Source organism: Variovorax sp. V93 (assembly GCF_041154485.1).
Taxonomy (GTDB): Bacteria; Pseudomonadota; Gammaproteobacteria; order Burkholderiales; family Burkholderiaceae_C; genus Variovorax; species Variovorax beijingensis_A.
In genome coordinates, this window is sequence record NZ_AP028669.1 from 2,580,616 (window position 1) to 2,600,191 (window position 19,576).

20 protein-coding genes are annotated in these 19,576 nt (G+C 67.6%); 13 read left to right on the forward strand and 7 right to left on the reverse strand.

Features of this window, described 5'->3' with window-relative positions; translation table 11 throughout:
- Window positions 1-18: 18 nt before the first annotated feature.
- The 3 genes from ACAM54_RS12250 to ACAM54_RS12260 all read left to right on the forward strand — a co-directional run bounded on the left by ACAM54_RS12250 (window position 19) and on the right by ACAM54_RS12260 (window position 2,704).
- Window positions 19-234 (forward strand): molybdopterin-binding protein, encoded by a 216-nt coding sequence (locus tag ACAM54_RS12250; protein WP_007829250.1) that lies wholly within the window; start codon window positions 19-21, stop codon window positions 232-234.
- Window positions 235-348: 114 nt separating this feature from the next.
- Entirely contained in the window at window positions 349-1,263 is a 915-nt protein-coding gene (gene epsC / locus ACAM54_RS12255) for a serine O-acetyltransferase EpsC (protein ID WP_369650851.1), read from the forward strand.
- 73 nt (window positions 1,264-1,336) lie between these two features.
- A complete protein-coding gene (locus ACAM54_RS12260; protein WP_369650852.1) occupies window positions 1,337-2,704 on the forward strand; it encodes a tryptophan 7-halogenase in 1,368 nt (455 codons plus the stop codon).
- A 4-nt stretch (window positions 2,705-2,708) separates the two neighbouring features.
- On the opposite strand, the gene ACAM54_RS12265 is transcribed toward ACAM54_RS12260, so the two are convergent.
- Both ACAM54_RS12265 and panE read right to left on the reverse strand, forming a co-directional pair.
- Window positions 2,709-3,386 (reverse strand): Asp/Glu/hydantoin racemase, encoded by a 678-nt coding sequence (locus ACAM54_RS12265; RefSeq protein ID WP_369650853.1) that lies wholly within the window; start codon window positions 3,384-3,386, stop codon window positions 2,709-2,711.
- Window positions 3,387-3,399: 13 nt separating this feature from the next.
- A complete protein-coding gene (panE, locus tag ACAM54_RS12270; protein ID WP_369650854.1) occupies window positions 3,400-4,335 on the reverse strand; it encodes a 2-dehydropantoate 2-reductase in 936 nt (311 codons plus the stop codon).
- Window positions 4,336-4,521: 186 nt separating this feature from the next.
- On the opposite strand from panE, the gene ACAM54_RS12275 reads away from it, so the two are divergent.
- On the forward strand, window positions 4,522-5,079 hold the full coding sequence (locus tag ACAM54_RS12275) for an NADPH-dependent FMN reductase (protein WP_209535447.1): 558 nt from the start codon (window positions 4,522-4,524) through the stop codon (window positions 5,077-5,079).
- A gap of 69 nt (window positions 5,080-5,148) precedes the next feature.
- Here ACAM54_RS12275 and ACAM54_RS12280 read toward each other — a convergent pair whose 3' ends face one another.
- Window positions 5,149-5,796, reverse strand: a complete 648-nt coding sequence (locus tag ACAM54_RS12280; RefSeq protein ID WP_124957836.1) for an FMN-dependent NADH-azoreductase — start codon at window positions 5,794-5,796, stop codon at window positions 5,149-5,151.
- 130 nt (window positions 5,797-5,926) lie between these two features.
- Here ACAM54_RS12280 and ACAM54_RS12285 point away from each other — a divergent pair, with 130 nt between their 5' ends.
- From ACAM54_RS12285 to ACAM54_RS12320, 8 genes are all read left to right on the forward strand, one after another.
- Entirely contained in the window at window positions 5,927-6,841 is a 915-nt protein-coding gene (locus tag ACAM54_RS12285) for a LysR family transcriptional regulator (protein ID WP_369650855.1), read from the forward strand.
- A 113-nt stretch (window positions 6,842-6,954) separates the two neighbouring features.
- Entirely contained in the window at window positions 6,955-7,596 is a 642-nt protein-coding gene (locus ACAM54_RS12290) for a peroxiredoxin (RefSeq protein WP_145743771.1), read from the forward strand.
- A 20-nt stretch (window positions 7,597-7,616) separates the two neighbouring features.
- Window positions 7,617-8,192, forward strand: a complete 576-nt coding sequence (locus tag ACAM54_RS12295; RefSeq protein ID WP_012748064.1) for an alpha/beta hydrolase — start codon at window positions 7,617-7,619, stop codon at window positions 8,190-8,192.
- Complete coding sequence (locus ACAM54_RS12300) at window positions 8,189-9,205, forward strand: sulfate ABC transporter substrate-binding protein (RefSeq protein WP_192324587.1); 1,017 nt, start codon at window positions 8,189-8,191, stop codon at window positions 9,203-9,205. Before ACAM54_RS12295 ends, ACAM54_RS12300 begins: the two co-directional genes overlap by 4 nt.
- Entirely contained in the window at window positions 9,206-10,093 is an 888-nt protein-coding gene (gene cysT, locus ACAM54_RS12305) for a sulfate ABC transporter permease subunit CysT (RefSeq protein WP_145743775.1), read from the forward strand.
- 130 nt (window positions 10,094-10,223) lie between these two features.
- Window positions 10,224-11,126: a sulfate ABC transporter permease subunit CysW gene (cysW, locus tag ACAM54_RS12310; RefSeq protein ID WP_369650856.1), complete on the forward strand. Its 903-nt coding sequence runs from the start codon at window positions 10,224-10,226 to the stop codon at window positions 11,124-11,126.
- A gap of 18 nt (window positions 11,127-11,144) precedes the next feature.
- Complete coding sequence (locus ACAM54_RS12315) at window positions 11,145-12,242, forward strand: sulfate/molybdate ABC transporter ATP-binding protein (protein WP_145743779.1); 1,098 nt, start codon at window positions 11,145-11,147, stop codon at window positions 12,240-12,242.
- Window positions 12,239-12,742 (forward strand): disulfide bond formation protein B, encoded by a 504-nt coding sequence (locus ACAM54_RS12320; protein ID WP_278874385.1) that lies wholly within the window; start codon window positions 12,239-12,241, stop codon window positions 12,740-12,742. The genes ACAM54_RS12315 and ACAM54_RS12320 overlap by 4 nt, the downstream gene beginning before the upstream one ends.
- On the opposite strand, the gene ACAM54_RS12325 is transcribed toward ACAM54_RS12320, so the two are convergent.
- The 4 genes from ACAM54_RS12325 to ACAM54_RS12340 all read right to left on the reverse strand — a co-directional run bounded on the left by ACAM54_RS12325 (window position 12,743) and on the right by ACAM54_RS12340 (window position 15,947).
- A complete protein-coding gene (locus tag ACAM54_RS12325; RefSeq protein WP_012748058.1) occupies window positions 12,743-13,435 on the reverse strand; it encodes a mobilization protein in 693 nt (230 codons plus the stop codon). It abuts the gene before it with no gap.
- A 65-nt stretch (window positions 13,436-13,500) separates the two neighbouring features.
- Window positions 13,501-14,799 (reverse strand): type II toxin-antitoxin system HipA family toxin, encoded by a 1,299-nt coding sequence (locus ACAM54_RS12330; RefSeq protein ID WP_369650857.1) that lies wholly within the window; start codon window positions 14,797-14,799, stop codon window positions 13,501-13,503.
- Window positions 14,796-15,125, reverse strand: coding sequence for a helix-turn-helix domain-containing protein (locus tag ACAM54_RS12335; RefSeq protein WP_369650858.1), 330 nt, complete (start codon window positions 15,123-15,125; stop codon window positions 14,796-14,798). Before ACAM54_RS12335 ends, ACAM54_RS12330 begins: the two co-directional genes overlap by 4 nt.
- A 60-nt stretch (window positions 15,126-15,185) precedes the next feature.
- Window positions 15,186-15,947, reverse strand: coding sequence for a hypothetical protein (locus tag ACAM54_RS12340; RefSeq protein WP_369650859.1), 762 nt, complete (start codon window positions 15,945-15,947; stop codon window positions 15,186-15,188).
- Window positions 15,948-16,060: 113 nt separating this feature from the next.
- Here ACAM54_RS12340 and smc point away from each other — a divergent pair, with 113 nt between their 5' ends.
- Window positions 16,061-19,576 (forward strand): chromosome segregation protein SMC, encoded by a 3,516-nt coding sequence (gene smc / locus ACAM54_RS12345; RefSeq protein WP_145743802.1) that lies wholly within the window; start codon window positions 16,061-16,063, stop codon window positions 19,574-19,576.

The window sequence follows — 19,576 nt, forward strand, 5'->3', positions numbered from 1 at the left end:
CAAAGAGAAAGAAACACCATGTCCATCCAAGCCATCAACGTCCGCAACCAGTTCAAGGGCAAGGTCCGCGAGATCATCCGCGGCGACGTCGTCTCCGAAGTCGACGTCGAAACCGCCTGGGGCATCGTGACCTCGGTCATCACCACGCGCTCGGTCGACGAACTGCAGCTCAAGGTGGGCTCCGACGTGGTCGCGCTCGTGAAGTCGACCGAGGTTTCGATCGCGAAGCTTTGACGATCCCGGGGCTTGCGAACAACCCAGGTGCCACCGTGGCGCCGGGTTTTCAGTTCTTGGCACATCGGCCATGGGCTTCTACAGTGTGATCTGCACAACGCCCGGAGAGAAGCCATGGCCAATTTCGAAGTAGGCGACATCGTCCGCGCGCTGCACGCCGCGCGCGATGAATGGCGCGATTCGCAGCGCCGCTCGCGCGAGCCCGGCACGCGCGAGTTTCCGTCGCGCGATGCGCTGGCGCAGGTCATCGAATCGCTCAAGGGCGCGCTGTTTCCGATGCGGCTCGGCCCGCCCGACCTGCGCCACGAGAGCGAGGATTTCTACGTCGGCCACACGCTGAACACCGCCCTGCAGGCGCTGCTGGTGCAGGCGCGGCTGGAACTCAACTACAACGCCCGCCACGAGCCGCGCCCCGCGAGCGAAGTCGAAGGCCTCGCCACCGAGGCCATCCGCCAGTTCGCGAACGCGCTGCCGGGCCTGCGCCGCCTGCTCGACACCGACGTGCTCGCCGCCTACCAGGGCGACCCGGCGGCGCGCAGCGTGGACGAGGTGCTGCTGTGCTATCCCGGCGTGCTCGCGATGATCCACCATCGGCTGGCGCACGAGCTCTACAAGCTTGAATTGCCGCTCCTGGCGCGCATCGTGGCCGAGCTCGCGCATGCGCAGACCGGCATCGACATCCACCCCGGTGCGCAGATCGATGCGGGCTTCTTCATGGACCACGGCACGGGCGTGGTGATCGGCGAGACGGCGATCATCGGCAAGCGCGTGCGCCTGTACCAGGCCGTCACACTCGGCGCCAAGCGCTTTCCGACCGATGCCGAGGGCAACCTGCAGAAGGGCCTGCCGCGCCATCCGGTGGTGGAAGACGACGTGGTGATCTATGCCGGCGCCACCATCCTCGGGCGCGTGACGCTGGGCAAGGGCGCGGTCATCGGCGGCAACGTGTGGATCACCGACGACGTGCCCGCGGGCGCGAGCGTGACGCAGGCGAGCCTGCAGAACGCGCCGAAGGCGAACGCGCCATAGGAACGGCACCGAGGAGCGGGCGGCTTCGGCCGCGCTATGCTTGGCCGTTGTCAACTATGTAGCTTGCCTTCGCATGTCATTGCCTCAAGCCACTTCCTCCATTTCTTCCGCGCCCCCGGCGGCCGACGCGTCCTGCGACGTGCTCGTGATCGGCGGCGGCCCCGCGGGCTCCACGATCTCCGCGCTGCTCGCGCAGCAGGGCCGCAAGGTGGTGCTGCTCGAGAAGGCGCATCACCCGCGCTTTCACATCGGCGAATCGCTGCTGCCCGGGAACGTCGAGCTGTTCGACAGGCTCGGCGTGCGCGACCAGGTCGACAAAATCGGCATGCCCAAGTTCGGCATCGAATTCGTCTCGCCCGAGCACGAGCACCGCAGCTATGTGGAATTTGCCGAAGGCATGGACAAGTCGCTCGACTCCGCCTGGCAGGTGCGCCGCTCGGAACTCGACGAACTGCTGTTCCGCAATGCCGCCACGCGCGGCGCGCAGACGCTCGAAGGCTGCCAGGTGCGCGACGTGGCCTTCGACGCCGATGGCGCCACGGTGCAGGCCGAGATGGACGACGGTGCCAGGCGCAGCTGGCGCGCCCGCTTCGTGGTCGATGCCACGGGACGCGACACGTTGCTGGCCAACAAATTCCGCTGCAAGGAAAAGAACCCCGACCACAACAGCACGGCGCTGTTCGGCCACTTCACCAACGCCGAGCGGCTCGAGGGCAAGAAGGAAGGCAACATCAGCATCTGCTGGTTCCCGCACGGCTGGTTCTGGTTCATTCCGCTGGCGGACGGAACCACCAGCGTGGGCGCGGTCTGCTGGCCGTACTACCTGAAGACGCGCGACAAGCCGCTGAAGGAGTTCTTCTACGACACCATCGCGTTGTGCCCGGTGCTGGTGGACCGGCTGAAGCACGCGACGCTGGTCGATGACGCGGTGCACGCCACCGGCAACTTCTCGTACTCGAGCACGCACGCCACGGGCGACCGCTACCTGATGCTGGGCGATGCCTTCACCTTCATCGACCCGATGTTCTCGTCGGGCGTGTACCTCGCGATGCACAGCGCCTTCGACGGCGCCGAGCTGGTGGCCACTGCGCTCGACCGGCCGGCCGAGCTGGAGCCGGTGCGAAAAAGCTTCGAAGCCATGATGCGCAAGGGACCACGCGAGTATTCGTGGTTCATCTACCGCGTGACCAACCCGACCATCCGCGACATGTTCATGCACCCGGGCAATCCGTTCCGCGTGAAGGAGGGGCTGATGTCGCTGCTGGCCGGCGACATCTACCGCGGCACGCCGATGTGGCGCGCGCTCGGCATGTTCAAGTTTCTCTACTACTTCATCTCGATCACCCACCTGCGCCGCACCTGGGCCGGCTGGAAGCGGCACCGCTTCAACATCCGCGACATGGGCGCACTGAAGGGCGAGACGATCCTCAAGTCGGAGTAGCGACTCAGGTCGCCCACGCCGAGCGCGAGGCGCGCAGCGTGGCCACGGCATGCGCCACGCCCGGGCCGGGGCTGCCGAGCACCTCGATGCCGAGGTCTGCGAGCTCATCCGCAACGGGGGCCATCGAGGCCTGCGCCAGCACCACCACGTCGGCGCCGGTGGCGGCGCTTCGGATCGCACTGGCGAGCATCCCGATGTAGCGGGCTGTATCGCCGGCCTCGAAGTGCGGCCAGGCCCCGGCGACCAGGAGCGTGCTCGGCCGGACGCCGACGCCGGCCTGCGCAGCGGCCGAAAGAAGCAGCGCGGTGGTCGGCTCCAGTGTGCTTTCGAGCGCCGCTGCAATCAGCACGCGCGGGCCGGCGCGCACGGCGCGGTCGGCCATCGCGCGGTCGATGCGCTGGGCTGCGAAGGCGCCGCCTGTCGGGGTTTTTTCCGCAACTCCGCCGATGGTCGAGCAGGTGCATGCCACCACGGCGGCGCCCTCGGATGCCGCCTCGCGCATGGCCTCGTGCACGCGCGCGGCCAGCATCGGGTTGTCGATGCCTAGGGTGCGGGCTTCGTGCAGCAGTTCCTCCATCACCAGGTGGCGCACCTCCAGTTCGGGCGCGATCTCGCGGGCCAGGCGCTCGAAGGTCGGCACATGGATCTGCGCCGTGTGGAGGAAAGCGATGGCGTCGTTCATCGAGACGAAAGGCTCAGGCCGCTTCGCGCGCGCGCCGCGCCTCGTAGGCCTTCAGGTGGACGTAGGCCGTGCGCAGCACCGAAGGCACCGAGGAAGAAGAGGCGGCAGGCGCGCGGCCGAGCAGGTCGCCGACGATGTGGTCGGCCTCGATCGGTGCGCCGCGCACAATGTCCTTGTACATGGAGGCGGTCATCGGGGAGCCCGGCGCCGTCATCATGGCGCGGCCGCGCTCGACGGCGGCCGGGCGCGGCGCGAAGCCGTTGTGCGCGGCAATGGCGCAGCATTCGTCGAAGATCGCGAGCGCCACGTCCTGTCCGCCCGCGCTCGCGATGTCGCCGATGGACGCGCGCATCAGGCTCGTGAGCCCGGCCGCCGAGGCGATGAAGACCCACTTCTCCCACATGTCCTGCGAGATGTTCTCGCTCGGCGTGGCATCGAACTTCGCGCCCGCGAACTGGGTGGCAATGGCATCGACCCGCGCCGAGCGTCCGCCCGCGCGCTCGCCGAAGGCAAGGCCGTGCATGTCGTTCAGGTGCAGCACGCGGCCTTCGTCGTCCAGCGTGGCGGAGATCATGCACAGGCCGCCGAGCACGCGTTCGCTGCCGAAGCGCTCGGCCAGGCGGTCGATGTGGCTCATGCCGTTGAGCAGGGGAAGAATGACCGTGCCGGGGCCGACGGCCGGCGCGAACGACGCCATGGTCGCGTCGAGGTCGTAGGCCTTGCTGCCGACCACGACCACGTCGAAGGGCGCCTTGATGTCCTCGGCCAGCAGGTGGGGCGGCGAGGGCAATTGCAGGTTGCCGAACGGGCTTTGAACCACCAGTCCGGTCTTCGCGATCTGTGCCGCGCGTCGCGCTCGCAGCAGAAAGGTGACGTCGCGTCCTGCCTCCAGCAGCCGGCCGCCGAAATAACCACCGAGTGCACCGGCACCCACCACTAGAAATCGCATCGTGAACTGCTCCTGGGATCAAAGGTCTCGGGCGATGATGCCCGCGATTGCGCAAGCCTGCTGCGCATGCCGCAAAGCCGGGGCGGGGCCGAAGAGCTTTTCTGGAAAAGGTCTTGGGCGCTTCGCATAATCGCCCCGGTCATTCCTTTCCGTTCGTGTTTTCCCCACTTCAAAGGAGCTTTATCCATGAGCCAGACCCGAATTGCCGTGATCGTCGGCAGCCTTCGCAAGGATTCGTTCAACCAGAAGCTGGCCCTTGCGCTGGCGCACCTCGCGCCCTCTGACTTCACGTTCGAGCATTTGCGCATCGACGATCTGCCCCTGTACAACCAGGACGACGACGGCAACCAGGCGCCTTCGGTGAAGCGGCTCAAGACCGAGATCGCGGCGGCCCAGGGCTTGTTGTTCGTCACGCCCGAATACAACCGTTCGTTCCCCGGCGTATTGAAGAACGCGATCGATCACGCTTCGCGTCCCTATGGCCAGAGCGCCTGGGCTGGCAAGCCGGCGGGCGTGCTGGGCATTTCGGTAGGCGCCATCGGTACCGCGGTGGCGCAGCAGCATTTGCGCACTGTGCTGGCCTACCTCGATGTCCCCACGCTCGGGCAGCCCGAGGCGTTCCTTCAGGTCAAGGAAGGCCTGTTCGATGACAAGGGCCACATCGGCAACGAAGGCACGAAGAAGTTCCTGCAGGGCTGGATGGACAAGTACGTGGCCTGGGTCAAGAGCCACGCGGCCGCCTGAGGCAGCCGGATCCGCCAATGAAAAATGCCGCCCCTGGGGGCGGCATTTTCATTGGGGTGGAACCGAGGCTCAGGCAGCCTGCGCCACGTCCTTCTGGTTGGCGGCTTCGGCTGTTGCCGCCCGGATGTCGACGCGTGCCGCGGCCAGTGCGGCGGCCTTGGTGGCATCGCCCATGGCCACGCCTTCGGCACGCACGAAGCGCACGTCGGTGATGCCGAAGAAGCCGAACACCACCTTCAGGTAGCTCTCCTGGTGCTCCGCGGCCTGGCCGCCTTCGGTGGTCGAGTAGATGCCGCCGCGGCTGGACGCCACGATCACGGTCTTGCCGCCGGCCAGGCCCACGGGGCCCTTGTCGGTGTACTTGAAGGTGCGGCCGATCTGCGCGAGCCGGTCGATCCAGGCCTTGAGCTGGGTCGGCACCGAGAAGTTGTACAGCGGTGCGCCCACCACGATGACGTCCGAAGCCAGGAACTGGCTCACGAGCTGTTCCGAGAGCGCGTTCTCGCGCTGTTGGGCTTCGGTCGGCTGGGCCTGCACGCCGGTCTTGATGCCCAGGGCATCGGCGCCGAAGTGCGACGGGGCGTTGGCGGCGAGGTCGAGGTACTCGACGGTGGTGTCGGGATGCGCGGCTTTCCAGGCCGCCACGATCTCGGCCGTGAGGAGGCGGGAGGTCGAATTGGCACTCAGGATGCTGGAGTCGATATGGAGCAGCTTCATGGTCGATCACTTTCGTGTGGAGGTCGGCGCTCAAAGGTGGCCGGCGATGGCGTAATTCTATTTTTGATGCGAGTGGGTGATAAGTAGCCAAATTTTGACTAAATCGTCCTGTATGCGGGACAATCGCCGCATGCAAGACCTCAACGACATGGTTTTCTTCGCCGAGGTGGCAGAGCGCGGCGGCTTTGCCGCGGCCAGCCGCGCGCTCGGCATTCCCAAGTCGCGCCTGTCGCGCCGTGTGGCGGAACTGGAGGATCGGCTCGGCGTGCAGCTGATGCAGCGCAGCACGCGGCGCCTGTCGCTCACGCCTGCGGGCGAGATCTTCCTGCGGCATTCGGCCGCCGTGCGGGACGCGGCGCAGGCCGCGACCGAGGCGGTGGCGCAGGTGCACACCGAGCCCTGCGGCACGGTCCGCCTGAGCTGCCCGATCACCATCGCCCACAGCGGGCTCGCGCAGCTGCTGCCGCGCTTCATGGAGCGCTACCCGGCGGTGCGCGTCGACCTGCGCGTCATGAACCGGCCCGTGGACCTGATCGAGGAGGGCATCGACATCGCGCTGCGCGTGCGCCCCGCCATCGAAGACAGCACCACGCTCGTGGCCAAGGTGCTGGGCACCAGCCGCGCCGTGCTGGTGGCCCGGCCAGACCTGCTGCAGCGCCTGGGCCCGGTCCGCACGCCGGCCGACCTGGCGCGGCTGCCGACGACGGCCATGTCGGCCAACGGCGAGGGGCGCAGCGAATGGCGGCTCGAGGGCCCGAACGGCGAGATTCACGTGCACGTCCACACGCCGCGCTGCGTGGCGGACGACCTGGCGACGCTGCAGCTGGTCGCGCTCGAAGGCGTGGGCGCGGCACTGCTGCCCGGCTACATGTGCCGCGCCGACGTGGAGGCGGGCCGGCTCGCGCAGGTGCTGCCTGGCTGGGGGCCTGCGCCGGTGATCGCGCACATGGTTTTCCCGCCGCGGCGGGCCCTGGTGCCGGCGGTTCGCCAGCTGATCGATTTCCTGACCGAGCACATGAGCGGGAGCCAATCGGGCATGTATTAGCCGGATCGGAGCTGCTTATGCGAAAAACGCCATAACCAAACAAGTAGATATTCGTTTGGCATTGAAGCTGTGCTTCGCACAATCCCAGGCTCCCATCCATCCAAGGAGCGACCATGGCGACCCTGCGACTCGGCGACACAGCCCCCAATTTCACCCAGGACTCCAGCGAAGGCCCCCTCGACTTCTACCAGTGGGCCGGCGATTCGTGGGTGGTGTTCTTCTCGCACCCGGCCGATTTCACGCCCGTGTGCACCACCGAGCTCGGCAAGACCGCGGCGCTGTCGGGCGAATTCGCCAAGCGCGGCGTGAAGCCGATCGCGCTGAGCGTCGACCCGGCCACCAGGCACAAGGAGTGGATCGGCGACATCAACGAGACGCAGAACACCACCGTCAACTTCCCGATCATCGCGGACCATGACCGCAAGGTGGCCGACCTGTACGACCTGATCCACCCGAACGCATCGGCCACGGCCACGGTGCGCAGCGTGTTCATCATCGATCCGAAGAAGGCGATCCGCGCGACCATCACCTACCCGGCATCCACCGGCCGCAACTTCGACGAGATCCTGCGCGTGATCGACTCGCTGCAGCTCACCGACAGCCACAAGGTGGCCACGCCCGTGAACTGGAAGGATGGCGACGACGTGGTCATCATCCCGAGCATCCAGGACCCGGCCGAACTGGCCGAGCGCTTCCCCAAGGGCTTCAAGGCCGTGAAGCCCTACCTGCGCATCACGCCGCAGCCCAACAAGTAAGCGGGCAGGGCAGCGCCTTCATGCAGACTTCCGTGATCATCGTGCCCGGCTGGCGCGACTCCGGGCCCGGCCATTGGCAGAGCCTGTGGGAAGAGCGCATTCCGGGTGCGGCGCGCGTGGTGCAGGACGACTGGGCTTCGCCCAAGCGCGAGGCCTGGGTGGCCACGCTCGCCAGGCTGGTGCTCGAAAGCCCCGGGCCGGTGGTGATTGCCGCACACAGCCTGGGCTGCATTGCCACGGCGCACCTGCCGGCCGAGGCGGCGGCGCGCATCCGCGGGGCGCTGCTGGTGGCACCGGCCGATCCGGAGCGCCGGGCCGTGCTGTCGGACTTCGCGCCCGTGCCCTATGCGGCGCTGCCGTACCGCAGCATCGTGGTGGCGAGCAGCAACGACCCGTATTGCCCGATCCGCCTGGCCGGCGCCTATTCCCGCGCCTGGGGCAGTGAGTTTGTCCGCATGCAGAATGCGGGCCATATCAACATCGATTCGGGGCATGGGGACTGGCCGCTCGGCCTCGCCTTGCTCCAGTCGCTGACCGACGAGCCCGCCGCCTGGCCGGCAGGCCGTGAATTTTCAGAAAACTTGGCAACCACATGACTTCCAGATTCAAGACCTTCGCCGCCGTGCTCGCGCTGGCGTCTTCCGCACTCGCCGGCGGCAGCGCCTTCGCGCAGGGCAGCACGCTGCTGAACGCCTCGTACGACGTGGCGCGCGAGTTCTACAAGGACTACAACGCGGCGTTCGTGGCCAACTACAAGAAGACCACCGGCAAGGACGTGAAGATCGACCAGTCGCATGGCGGCTCGAGCGCCCAGGCGCGCGCGGTGGCCGACGGTCTCGATGCCGACGTGGTGACCATGAACACCTCCACCGACATCGACTTCCTGGCCAACGCCGGCGTGGTCGCGAAGGACTGGAACAAGAAGTTTCCCGAGAACGCATCGCCCACCACCTCGACCATGCTGTTCCTGGTGCGCAACGGCAACCCCAAGGGCATCAAGGACTGGGAAGACCTGGTCAAGCCCGGCGTGCAGGTCGTGATCGTCAACCCCAAGACCGGCGGCAACGGGCGCTACGCCTACCTGGCGGCCTGGGGCTACGTCAAGAAGAAGGGCGGCACCGACGCCCAGGCGGCCGAGTTCGTCGGCAAGCTGTTCAAGAACGTGCCGGTGCTGGCGCGCGGCGGCCGCGACGCGACCACCGCCTTCCTGCAGCGCAACATCGGCGATGCGCTGATCACCTTCGAATCCGAAGTGGTGTCGATCGACCGCGAGTTCGGCTCCGGCAAGGTCGATTCGGTCTATCCGTCGATCAGCATCGTGGCCGAGAACCCGGTGGCCGTGGTCGAGCGCACCACCAAGAAGAAGGGCACCGGCGAACTCGCCAAGGCCTACCTCGACTGGCTCTATTCCGAAGAGGCGCAGGAAATTGCCGCCAAGCACGCGCTGCGCCCGCGCTCGCAGGCCGTGCTCAAGAAGTACGCCGCCACCTTCAAGCCGCTGCAGCTGTTCACGGTGCAGGAACTGTTCGGCAGCCTCGGCGACGCCCAGAAGGTGCACTTCAACGACGGTGGCCAGTTCGACAAGCTCTACACCCCTGGCGCGAAGTAAATGAGCGGCGCTGTTTCTTCGGCGCTCCCGTCCGCGGGAGCGCCGCTTTCGCATGTGAACCGGGCAGGGGGCTCCAAGCGGGTGCTGCCCGGTTTCCACATCACGCTCGGCTTCTCCATTCTCTACCTGAGCCTGATCGTGCTGATCCCGCTCTCGGCGCTGGTCTTCAAGACCTTCACGCTGAGCTGGGAACAGTTCTGGGTGGCCGTGACCGCGCCGCGCGTGATGGCCTCGTACCGGCTCACCTTCGGCGCCTCGCTGATCGCGGCCGTGGTCAACGCGGTGTTCGGCCTGCTCGTGGCCTGGGTGCTGGTGCGCTACAAGTTCCCGGGCAAGCGCATCGTCGATGCGCTGGTCGACCTGCCGTTCGCGCTGCCCACGGCGGTGGCCGGCATCTCGCTCACGGCGCTGCTCGCGGGCAACGGCTGGATCGGGCAATTGCTCGAGCCGCACGGCATCAAGCTGGCGTTCACGCCGGCGGGCATCGTGATTGCGCTGATCTTCATCGGCCTGCCCTTCGTGGTGCGCACGGTGCAGCCGGTGCTGGAAGACGCCGAGAAGGAACTCGAGGAAGCCGCCACCTCGCTGGGCGCGACGCGGCTGCAGACCTTCACGAAGGTGATCTTCCCGTCGATCGCGCCGGCGCTGCTCACGGGCTTTGCCATGGCCTTTGCACGCGCCATCGGCGAGTACGGCTCGGTGATCTTCATCGCCGGCAACATGCCGATGATTTCGGAGATCACGCCGCTCATCATCATCGGCAAGCTGGAGCAGTACGACTATGCGGGCGCCACCGCGGTCGCGCTGGTGATGCTGGTCCTTTCATTCGTCCTGCTGCTGGTCATCAACGGCCTGCAGGCCTGGCAGCGTCGCCGCGCAGGAGCCTAGGAATGTTGCACTCCCCCAGTCTTCGCGCACTTCGTGTCGCTTCGCCAACCCCCTCGCCGGGGGCAACACCAGCAGCCCGGCAAAGCCGGTTCTGCGGTGTTCCTTCGCGCAGCCTCATCGAGAGTTCGCTATGAGTGCGCCTTCCAAGATCATTCGCCGCGCACAGGCCGGCACCACCGAATCGGCCTGGGTGCGCTGGACGCTGATCGGCATTGCGCTCGCGTTCATGTTCCTGTTCCTCGTGCTGCCGCTGGCCGCCGTGGCGACGGAAGCGCTGCGCAAGGGCCTCGATGCCTATCTCGAAGCACTGAAGGAGCCCGACGCCTGGAGCGCGATTCGCCTCACCCTGATCACGGCCGCCATCGCGGTGCCGATGAACCTGGTGTTCGGCGTGGCCGCAGCCTGGGCCATCGCCAAGTTCGAGTTCCGCGGCAAGGCCTTCCTGACCACGCTGGTGGACCTGCCGTTCGCGGTGTCGCCGGTGGTGGCGGGGCTGATCTACGTGCTGGTGTTCGGCGCGCAGGGCTGGCTCGGCCCGTGGCTCGCGGAGCACGACATCAAGATCATCTTCGCGGTGCCGGGCATCGTGCTGGCGACGGTGTTCGTGACCTTCCCGTTCATCGCGCGCGAACTCGTGCCGCTGATGCAGGCGCAGGGCACCGACGAGGAGCAGGCCGCCATCGTGCTTGGCGCGACCGGCTGGCAGACCTTCTGGCGCGTGACCCTGCCCAACATCAAGTGGGGCCTGCTGTACGGCGTGATCCTCTGCAACGCGCGCGCCATGGGCGAGTTCGGCGCGGTGTCGGTGGTGTCGGGCCACATCCGCGGCCAGACCAACACCATGCCGCTGCATGTGGAGGTGCTCTACAACGAATACCAGTCGGTGGCGGCCTTTGCCGTGGCCTCGCTGCTCGCCATCCTGGCGCTGGTCACGCTGGTGATCAAGTCGGTCATCGAATGGCGCCACGAACGCGAAATGAAGGCCATTGCCGAGCTGCCGCCAGAGCGGCCACCCGAGCCCTCGACGGCCTGAGAGAGAAAGAACAAGACCATGAGCATCGAAATCCGCAACATCAGCAAGCAGTTCGGCGACTTCCGGGCGCTGAACAACGTGAACCTCGACGTCGAGTCGGGCGAACTCGTCGCGCTGCTCGGCCCCTCGGGCTGCGGCAAGACCACGCTGCTGCGCATCATCGCGGGGCTGGAGACGGCCGACACCGGCAGCATTCTCTTTTCGGGCGAGGACACCACCGACGTGCACGTGCGCGAGCGGCAGGTGGGCTTCGTGTTCCAGCACTACGCGCTGTTCCGCCACATGACGGTGTTCGAGAACGTCGCGTTCGGCCTGCGCGTGAAGCCGCGCAAGGAGCGCCCGAGCGACGCGCAGATCAAGCAGAAGGTGACCGACCTGCTCAAGCTGGTGCAGCTCGACTGGCTGGCCGACCGCTACCCGTCGCAGCTCTCGGGCGGCCAGCGCCAGCGCATCGCATTGGCGCGCGCATTGGCGGTGGAACCCAAGGTGCTGCTGCTCGACGAACCCTTCGGCGCGCTCGACGCCAAGGTGCGCAAGGAGCTGCGGCGCTGGCTGCGCCGGCTGCACGACGAGCTGCACGTTACCTCGATCTTCGTCACGCACGACCAGGAAGAGGCGCTCGAAGTGGCCGACCGCGTGGTGGTCATCAACAAGGGCCGCATCGAGCAGGTCGGCTCGCCGCAAGAGGTGTGGGACCAGCCCGCGAGCCCCTTCGTCTACGGCTTCCTGGGCGATGTGAACCTGTTCCATGGCCGGGCCGACAATGGCGCGGTGCAGCTGGACGGCATGCGCCTGGACTCGCCCGAACACAGCGGCGCGCGCGACGCCAAGGCCATGGCCTACGTGCGCCCGCACGATCTCACGGTGGAGCGCTACACCGCCGGCGCCACCGGCATCGTGGCCACCCTGTCGCGCGCCATCGTGGTCGGCCCGATCGCGCGGCTGGAACTTGAGCCCACCGAAACGAATCCAGATAATCCGGGCTCCGGAACCATCATCGAGGCGCAACTCCCTGCGCAACAGTTCCGTGAACTGGGCCTGCACGAGGGCGACACGGTTGTCGCCACGCCACGCAAGGCCCGGGTGTTCGTAGAAGAAGATTGGGTGTCCCCTTGATCGATTGGTACTTCGGCGCGCCGCGCCGCGCGTATGGGCTGATCTGCCTGGCCTGCGTCCTGATGCTGGCCTTCGGGCTCTACCTGCAGCACGTGGTCGGCCTCGAGCCTTGCCCCATGTGCATCGTGCAGCGCTATGCGCTGGTGCTGGTGGCGCTTTTCACCGGGCTGGCCGGCGTGTTCAGGAGCCGCGGCCTGCAGGCAACGGGCGGCGTGCTGGCGCTGGTGGCGGCCGCGGGCGGCGCCTACACCGCGGCGGCGCAAAGCTGGCTCCAGTGGAACCCGCCCGAGGTCGTGACCTGCGGGCGCGACCTCTACGGAATGATCGAGACCTTTCCGCTCAAGCGGGCGCTGCCGATGATCTTCCGCGGCGGCGGCGATTGCTCGAAGGTCGACTGGTCGCTGTTCGGCCTGACGCTCGCGAACTGGTCGTTCATCGCCTTCGTGGTGCTGGCGGTGCTGCTGCTCGTGCTGCTTTTTCGCCGGCCCGCGGCGCGCTAGCTAGAGCGGCAGGGTGTCGAAGGCTGCGTAGGCGGTCGCCAGCCAGGACTTCACGCGCTGGCGCTCCAGCAGGCCGAGCGCATGCGGCCCTTCGCGGTCGTTCACGGCCTTCCAGAAACTGGTGTTCTGCGCATCGATCTTGCGCATGCTCGCCTCATGCAGGCGCGGCAGCGTGATCACGCGGGCGCCGTTCGCGGTGGCCTTGGAAAGCGACTGCGACGCCAGCAGCATGCCGAAGTCGCTGCCGCGGCCGTAGTTCTGCACCACGATGTAGTTGGGCCGGTTGCCGAAGGTGTCGATCAGCGTGCCGAGCAGGTCGGTGGAGTCCTTGCCGTCGTCCAGCACGTGCCAGAAGTTCACGGCCACGCCCAGTTCGTCGAACACGTCGAACAGGTCCGATTCCTTGATCCAGCGCGACAGCGGCGCGAGCGTCTGGGCCGCGAGGTCGACGATGACGCTTTGCTGCGGATTCGTCTCGAAGCCGTTCACCACGGTGTCCAGGCCCTCGAAGCTGTCGACCACGATGGGCGAGGCAAAGCCTTCGTAGAAGCGCGTGAACGAGCTGTGCGAGCGGTCGGTGTCGAAGCCCGTGAAAGGCTTGCTGTGGTCGATGAAGTACTGCGCCAGCACGCGCGCCGTGACCGACTTGCCGACACCGCCTTTTTCGCCGCCGATGAAATTGATGGAGCTCATGAGTTGCTGCTGCCTCGAAAGGGTGGAGGAGTGAAGGGCCGGATCATTCTAGGGGCCGCGTTTTTCTATTTGCCGCGCCTGGCCATGCCCTGCAGCAAGGGATGTGCCTGCAAGCGCTGCTGCAGCCGTTTTTTCCAGGCGGCCGGCAGCGTCGAGGCCTCGATCATTTCGGGCCAGCGGCTGCGCGCGAGCCGCGTCGTGTCCGCAACGGCGCGCCGCATCAGCGGTTCGTGCAGCCCCGTCGAGAAACAGAAGGCGCGCACGTTGGCGGGCGTGAAGAGGGCGGTGCGTCGGGGGGCAGCCTCGCCCGGCGACGCCGGCAGAAGAGGCAGGGCATGGCCGTCGACGCCCTGGAGCGCGGCATAGGCCACGATGTCGTAGGCCGGGGCCAGCCGCGGTGCGATGCCGTCGGGGTACAGCACGCCGAAGTTCTTCAGATGCGCATCGGGGTTGCCGAGCAGGTCGTTCACCGCGAGGCGCCGCACGAGTTCGAGCACCGCTTCCTCGCCGAGCGATGGAAAGGCGCGCATGGCCAGTGCCATGTCGAGGTAGCTGGCGCTGTACTTGTGCATCGGGTCGACCGCGAGCACCTGCGCGAAGTCCTCGAAATGGATGCGGCGCGCGCCCTCGCGGTCGAAGCGCGTGACGGCAAGGAAGTCGGGCTCGTCGGGCAGCGCGTAGCTGTGCTCGGCCGCAATGGCCGAGAGCGGCGCGAGTTCGGCGTGGCAGACCTCGACGCCGGCCGCCCGCGCCAGCTGGAGCGAGAGCATCTCCAGCTGCGGCATGTGGGGGCGCCCGGCCACGGGCAGCTTGGCGATCACGCGGGTGCTCGCGCCGGCGCGGGTGCGGGCCACGTAGCGCCCGCCCTGCCGGCGCAGGCCGAGCTTGGGCTGCACGCCCGACACCGAGATGCCCTGCGGCATCGGCAGCTCGACCACCGACATCTCGAGCGCGTCCTGGTCCTGCGTGATGAGCCGCTGCAAGGTGCCGCGGTCGACCGCAACCGGCCGGGCGCTCACCGCGCCGGGCAGGTCGCCGCCGCAGGCCGCAAGAAGCTCGAAGTGATCGTTGTCGCGGCAGCCGCGCAATTGCGCGATGTGGCTGCGCAGGACGCCTTCGGGCAGCAGGTTCTGGAAGAAGCGCGGCAGCTGCCCGCCCTGCGCGTTGAAGAGCGGGTTCTTGACGTCGCTCCACAGGGCGGCCTGCGCCGAGGGGTCGCTGGCCACCATCGAAAGCGAAAGCACCTCGGGCGGCGGCGCGGCCACCAGTTCGGGCTCCGCCACGAAGCGGCAGAGGTCGGCGTACTGGAACAGCTTGCCGAAGCGGCGCGCGCCGAGCGAGATCTCCAGGATCTTGACGTTCATGGCGAACGCTTCCTCGCATGGGGCCCGGAAGCCGGAGCCGGCGACGCAGCCACAGCGCCGACGGCATTGCCGATGCGCGTGGGAACCGGGCGATAGCCGGGCTCGGTGTCCGCACGTTCGCCGAAACCCTTGGGCGCGAGCTGCAACTCGAGGCCCAGGGCATCCACCAGCGCCAGCAGCGAGGACAGCTGCGGATTTCCCTTCAGGCTCAGCGCATTGCGCACCGAGCGCTCGGTGAGGCCCGAGCGCAGCGCGATTTCTGCGTTGCCGAGGCCCGCGGCCTCGCGCCGGGCTGCCAGGGCTGTGATGAGTTCCTGCTTGTTCACGGAAATATATTACCGCAAACCGGAGTTTTGGAAATATGTTTCCTCGACCGGCCGCGATCCCTACCGGGGGATGAGCGTGAAAAACGGCATCACGACGCCCATGACCCAGTTCTGGCCGAAATCGAGCGCCGCGCGCCGGTATTTCTCGTCGGCCTGGGCGGCCAGCAGGTCGAGCCGCGCCACCACCTTGGAGAGTTCGCGGTCGGCCACGAGGTTGCGCCCGCGCTCGCTGATCTCGGTGGCCAGCAGCAGCGGCTGGCCGTCGGGGCCGGTCTTGGAGGCGATCAGCCAGAGCGATATCTCGAAGTTGCGCGCGGCCCGGAAGCTGTTCTCGGCGTTGACGCCGTCGAGCATGGTCTGGTCCCAGGTGTCGCCGTTGGCCTGCTTGAGCATCGTGGCCCAGCCGACGACCAGCGCCGCCACCCGGTCGCCCTGGTAGCCTTGCGGGCCGGTGTCGAAGGCCATGCGGATGGCGTCGATGCCGGTGGCGCCGCGCAGCTCGGGCAGGGCGGGGCCGGTCAGCACCGCATCCCAGGCGCGCTGGGCAGCCGCCTCGACGCTGGCTGCCGACTTGCGCCATTCGCGCGGGTTGCGCCGGTAGAGCGTGGTCTGCACGCGCCGGATCGATTGCAGGTTGTCGCGCAGGGAGAGGTTGGCCATGCGGTTGGCGCTGGACTGCAACCATTCCTGGTTGGTATAGGGTTCGGCGCGGTCGGTGGAACGCACGGCCGCACAGCCGCCAAGGCCCAGCAGGGCGGCCGCACCGGCCAGCACGTAAGCGCGGCGTACGGCAAGGGGGGATGAAACCAGGGAATCGCTCATGCCCTGACGTTATCATCCACGGCTGGGGCGGCGGCCTGTCTCGAACGGCAGGTCCGTGCAATTTTCCTTACAAATCAACACCTTGGCGTCGTGCCAAGGCAGGCCGACAAGTCGTGCGTCTCAATTCCATCAAGCTTTCGGGCTTCAAGTCGTTCGCCGAACCCACCAACTTCCTGCTGCCGGGCCAATTGGTCGGCGTCGTCGGGCCCAACGGTTGCGGCAAGTCGAACATCATGGATGCGGTGCGCTGGGTGCTGGGCGAGTCGCGCGCGTCGGAGCTGCGCGGCGAGTCGATGCAGGACGTGATCTTCAACGGCACGACCACGCGCAAGCAGGCCAGCCGTTCGAGCGTGGAACTGGTGTTCGACAACGCCGACCACCGCGCAGGCGGCCAGTGGAACCAGTTCGGCGAAATTGCCGTGCGGCGCGTGCTCACGCGCGACGGCACCAGCAGCTACTACATCAACAACCAGCCGGTGCGCCGCCGCGACGTGCAGGACGTGTTCCTGGGCACCGGCCTCGGCCCGCGCGCCTACGCCATCATCGGCCAGGGCACGATCAGCCGGATCATCGAATCCAAGCCCGAAGAGCTGCGCCTGTTCCTCGAGGAGGCGGCAGGCGTCTCCAAGTACAAGGAGCGCCGGCGCGAAACCGAGAACCGCCTGGGCGACACGCGCGAGAACCTCACGCGCGTGGAAGACATCCTGCGCGAACTCAACGCCAACCTTGAAAAGCTCGAGAAGCAGGCCGAGGTGGCCGCGCGCTACAACGCGCTGCAGGGCGAAGCCACGAAGAAGCAGCACCAGCTGTGGTTCCTCAAGCGCAGCGAAAGCGATGCCGATCAGGCCAGGATCAAGGCCGACTCGGAAAAGGCGATCAACGACCTCGAGTCGCGCACCGCCGACCTGCGCCGCATCGAATCCGAACTCGAAACCGTGCGCCAGGCCCACTACGCGGCCGGCGACCAGGTCAACCAGGCCCAGGGCAAGCTCTACGAAGCCAGTGCCGAAGTGGGCCGCCTCGAAGGCGAGATCCGCTTCGTGGTCGAGGGCCGCCAGCGCGTGGAGCAGCGGCTGGTCCAGCTGCGCGAGCAGATGGGCCAGTGGGGGCGCCGCCGCGAAGAGGCCGAGGCGGAGATCGAAACCCTGGCCGGCCAGGGCGTCGACGCGGAAGAGCAGGCCGTCCTGCTGGCCGCGCAGCTCGAGGAACACGACGCGCGCATGCCCGAGCTCGAGGAAGCCGTGCAGCGCGCCCAGGACGAGGCCAACGCCCAGCGCAGCACCGTCTCGCAGGTGCAGCAGCAGATCCAGGTGCTGGCCGCCGACCAGCGCAACATCGAAGAGCAGAGCCGCCAGCTCACGCAGCGCAGCGAACGCCTGCGTGCCGACCAGAACGCGCTGGCCGCGCCCGACGAGGCACGCCTGCAAGCCCTGCAGGAAGAGCACGCGGCCGCGCAGGAAAGCGCGAGCGAGGCCGACGCCCGCCTGCATGAGCTGCAGGAATCGGTGCCGCAGCTCGATGACGACCGCCGCGCGAAGCAGCAGGCCGTCAACACCGAAGGCGCGCGCCATGCCGAGCTCTCGGCACGGCTCGAGGCGCTGCGCGCGCTGCAGGAAAAGGTCAAGACCGACGGCAAGCTGGCGCCCTGGCTCGCCAAGCACGGGCTCGAAGGCATGCAGGGGCTGTGGAGCCGCATCCACATCGAGCAGGGCTGGGAAAACGCGCTCGAAGCGGCGCTGCGCGAGCGCCTGGGTGCGCTCGAGGTCAGCCGGCTCGACATGGTGCGCGCCTTCGGCAACGATGCACCGCCCGCCAAGCTCGCGTTCTACAGCCCGCCCGAAGCCGGCGTGCCGCAAGGCGCTGCCGCGCTGCCGCGCCTGTCGAGCCTGCTGCGCCTGAACGATGCCGGCCTGCAGGCCCTGCTGACCGACTGGCTGCACGGCTGCTACACCGCGCAGAGTTTCGAAGAGGCGCTCGCGCAGCGCGCGACGCTGCAGCCGGGCGAAGTCATCTATGTGCAGAGCGGCCACGCCGTGTTCTCGCACAGCGTCAATTTCTATGCCCCGGATTCCGAGCAGGCCGGCCTCCTGGCGCGCCAGCAGGAAATGGAAAACCTCGAGCGCCAACTGCGCGCCCAGGCCCTCATCAGCGAAGAGGCGCGCACCGCGCTGGTCCGCGCCGAAGCCGCCTACGCCGATGCCGCGCAGCGCCTCGTCACGGCACGCCGCGAAGCGGCCGAAACGCAATCTCGTGCGCATGAACTGCAGGTCGAGACGCTGCGCATGACGCAGCTCGCCGAGCAGACGCGCGCGCGCAGCCAGCAGCTGGCCGCCGACCTGGCCGAGGTCGACGCCCAGCTCGAGGAACTGCAGGAAAAGCGCATGGCCGCCGAAGGCCGCTTCGAAGAACTCGACATGCAGCTGGCCGACAGCCAGGAACGCCACGCGCAGCTCGACGAACGCGTGATCGAAGCCGGCCGCGCGCTGGCCGCGAGCCGCGAGCAGCACCGCAGCCTCGAACGGCAGGCGCAGGAGGCCACCTTCTCGCAGCGCACGCTCGAAGCCCGCCGCGGCGAGCTGAACCGCGCGATCGAGACCGCATCGCAGCAGGTGCTGTCGCTCACCGACGAAGACGAGCGCGCCCGCGCCGAACTCGGCCGCCTGTCGGACGCCGCGGCCCAGGCCGGCCTGCAGGACGCGCTGGCGCTCAAGCTCGAGCGCGAGGCCGCGCTGGGTGCGGCCCGCAGCCAGTACGACGACCTCACGCTGAAGCTGCGCGCCAGCGACGAGCGCCGGCTGCAGCTGGAGCGCGAACTCGATCCGCTGCGCCAGCGCATCACCGAATTCCAGCTCAAGGAGCAGGCCGCGCGCCTGGGTGTCGAGCAGTACCAGCAACTGCTCGACGACGCCGGCGCCGACCTCGAGGCCGTTGCCCAGTCGATCGAAGCCGACAAGGTCCGCCTCACCGGCCTGCAGGGCGAGATCGACCGCCTGAACCGCGAAGTGGTGGCGCTGGGCGCGGTCAACCTGGCCGCGCTCGACGAACTTGCCGTGGCCAGCGAGCGCAAGACCTTCCTCGATGCGCAGTCCGCCGACCTGAACGAAGCCATCGGCACGCTGGAAGACGCCATCCGCAAGATCGACGCCGAGACGCGCGACCTGCTGGGCGGCACCTTCAAGATCGTCAACGAGCACTTCAGCCGCATGTTCCCCGAGCTGTTCGGCGGCGGCAATGCACGGCTCGTGATGACCGGCGACGAGATCCTCGATGCCGGCGTGCAGGTGCTGGCGCAGCCGCCCGGCAAGAAGAACCAGACCATCCACCTGCTCTCGGGCGGCGAGAAGGCGCTCACGGCCATCGCGCTGGTGTTCGCGATCTTCCAGCTCAACCCGGCGCCTTTCTGCCTGCTGGATGAAGTGGACGCGCCGCTGGACGACGCGAACACCGAACGCTATGCCAAACTCGTGACCGCCATGAGCCGCGAAACCCAGTTCCTCTTCATCAGCCACAACAAGATCGCCATGGAAATGGCCGAGCAGCTGATCGGCGTCACCATGCAGGAGCAGGGCGTCTCGCGGATCGTCGCGGTGGACATGGAAGCGGCCGCCTCCATGGTCGAAGCTGCTTGA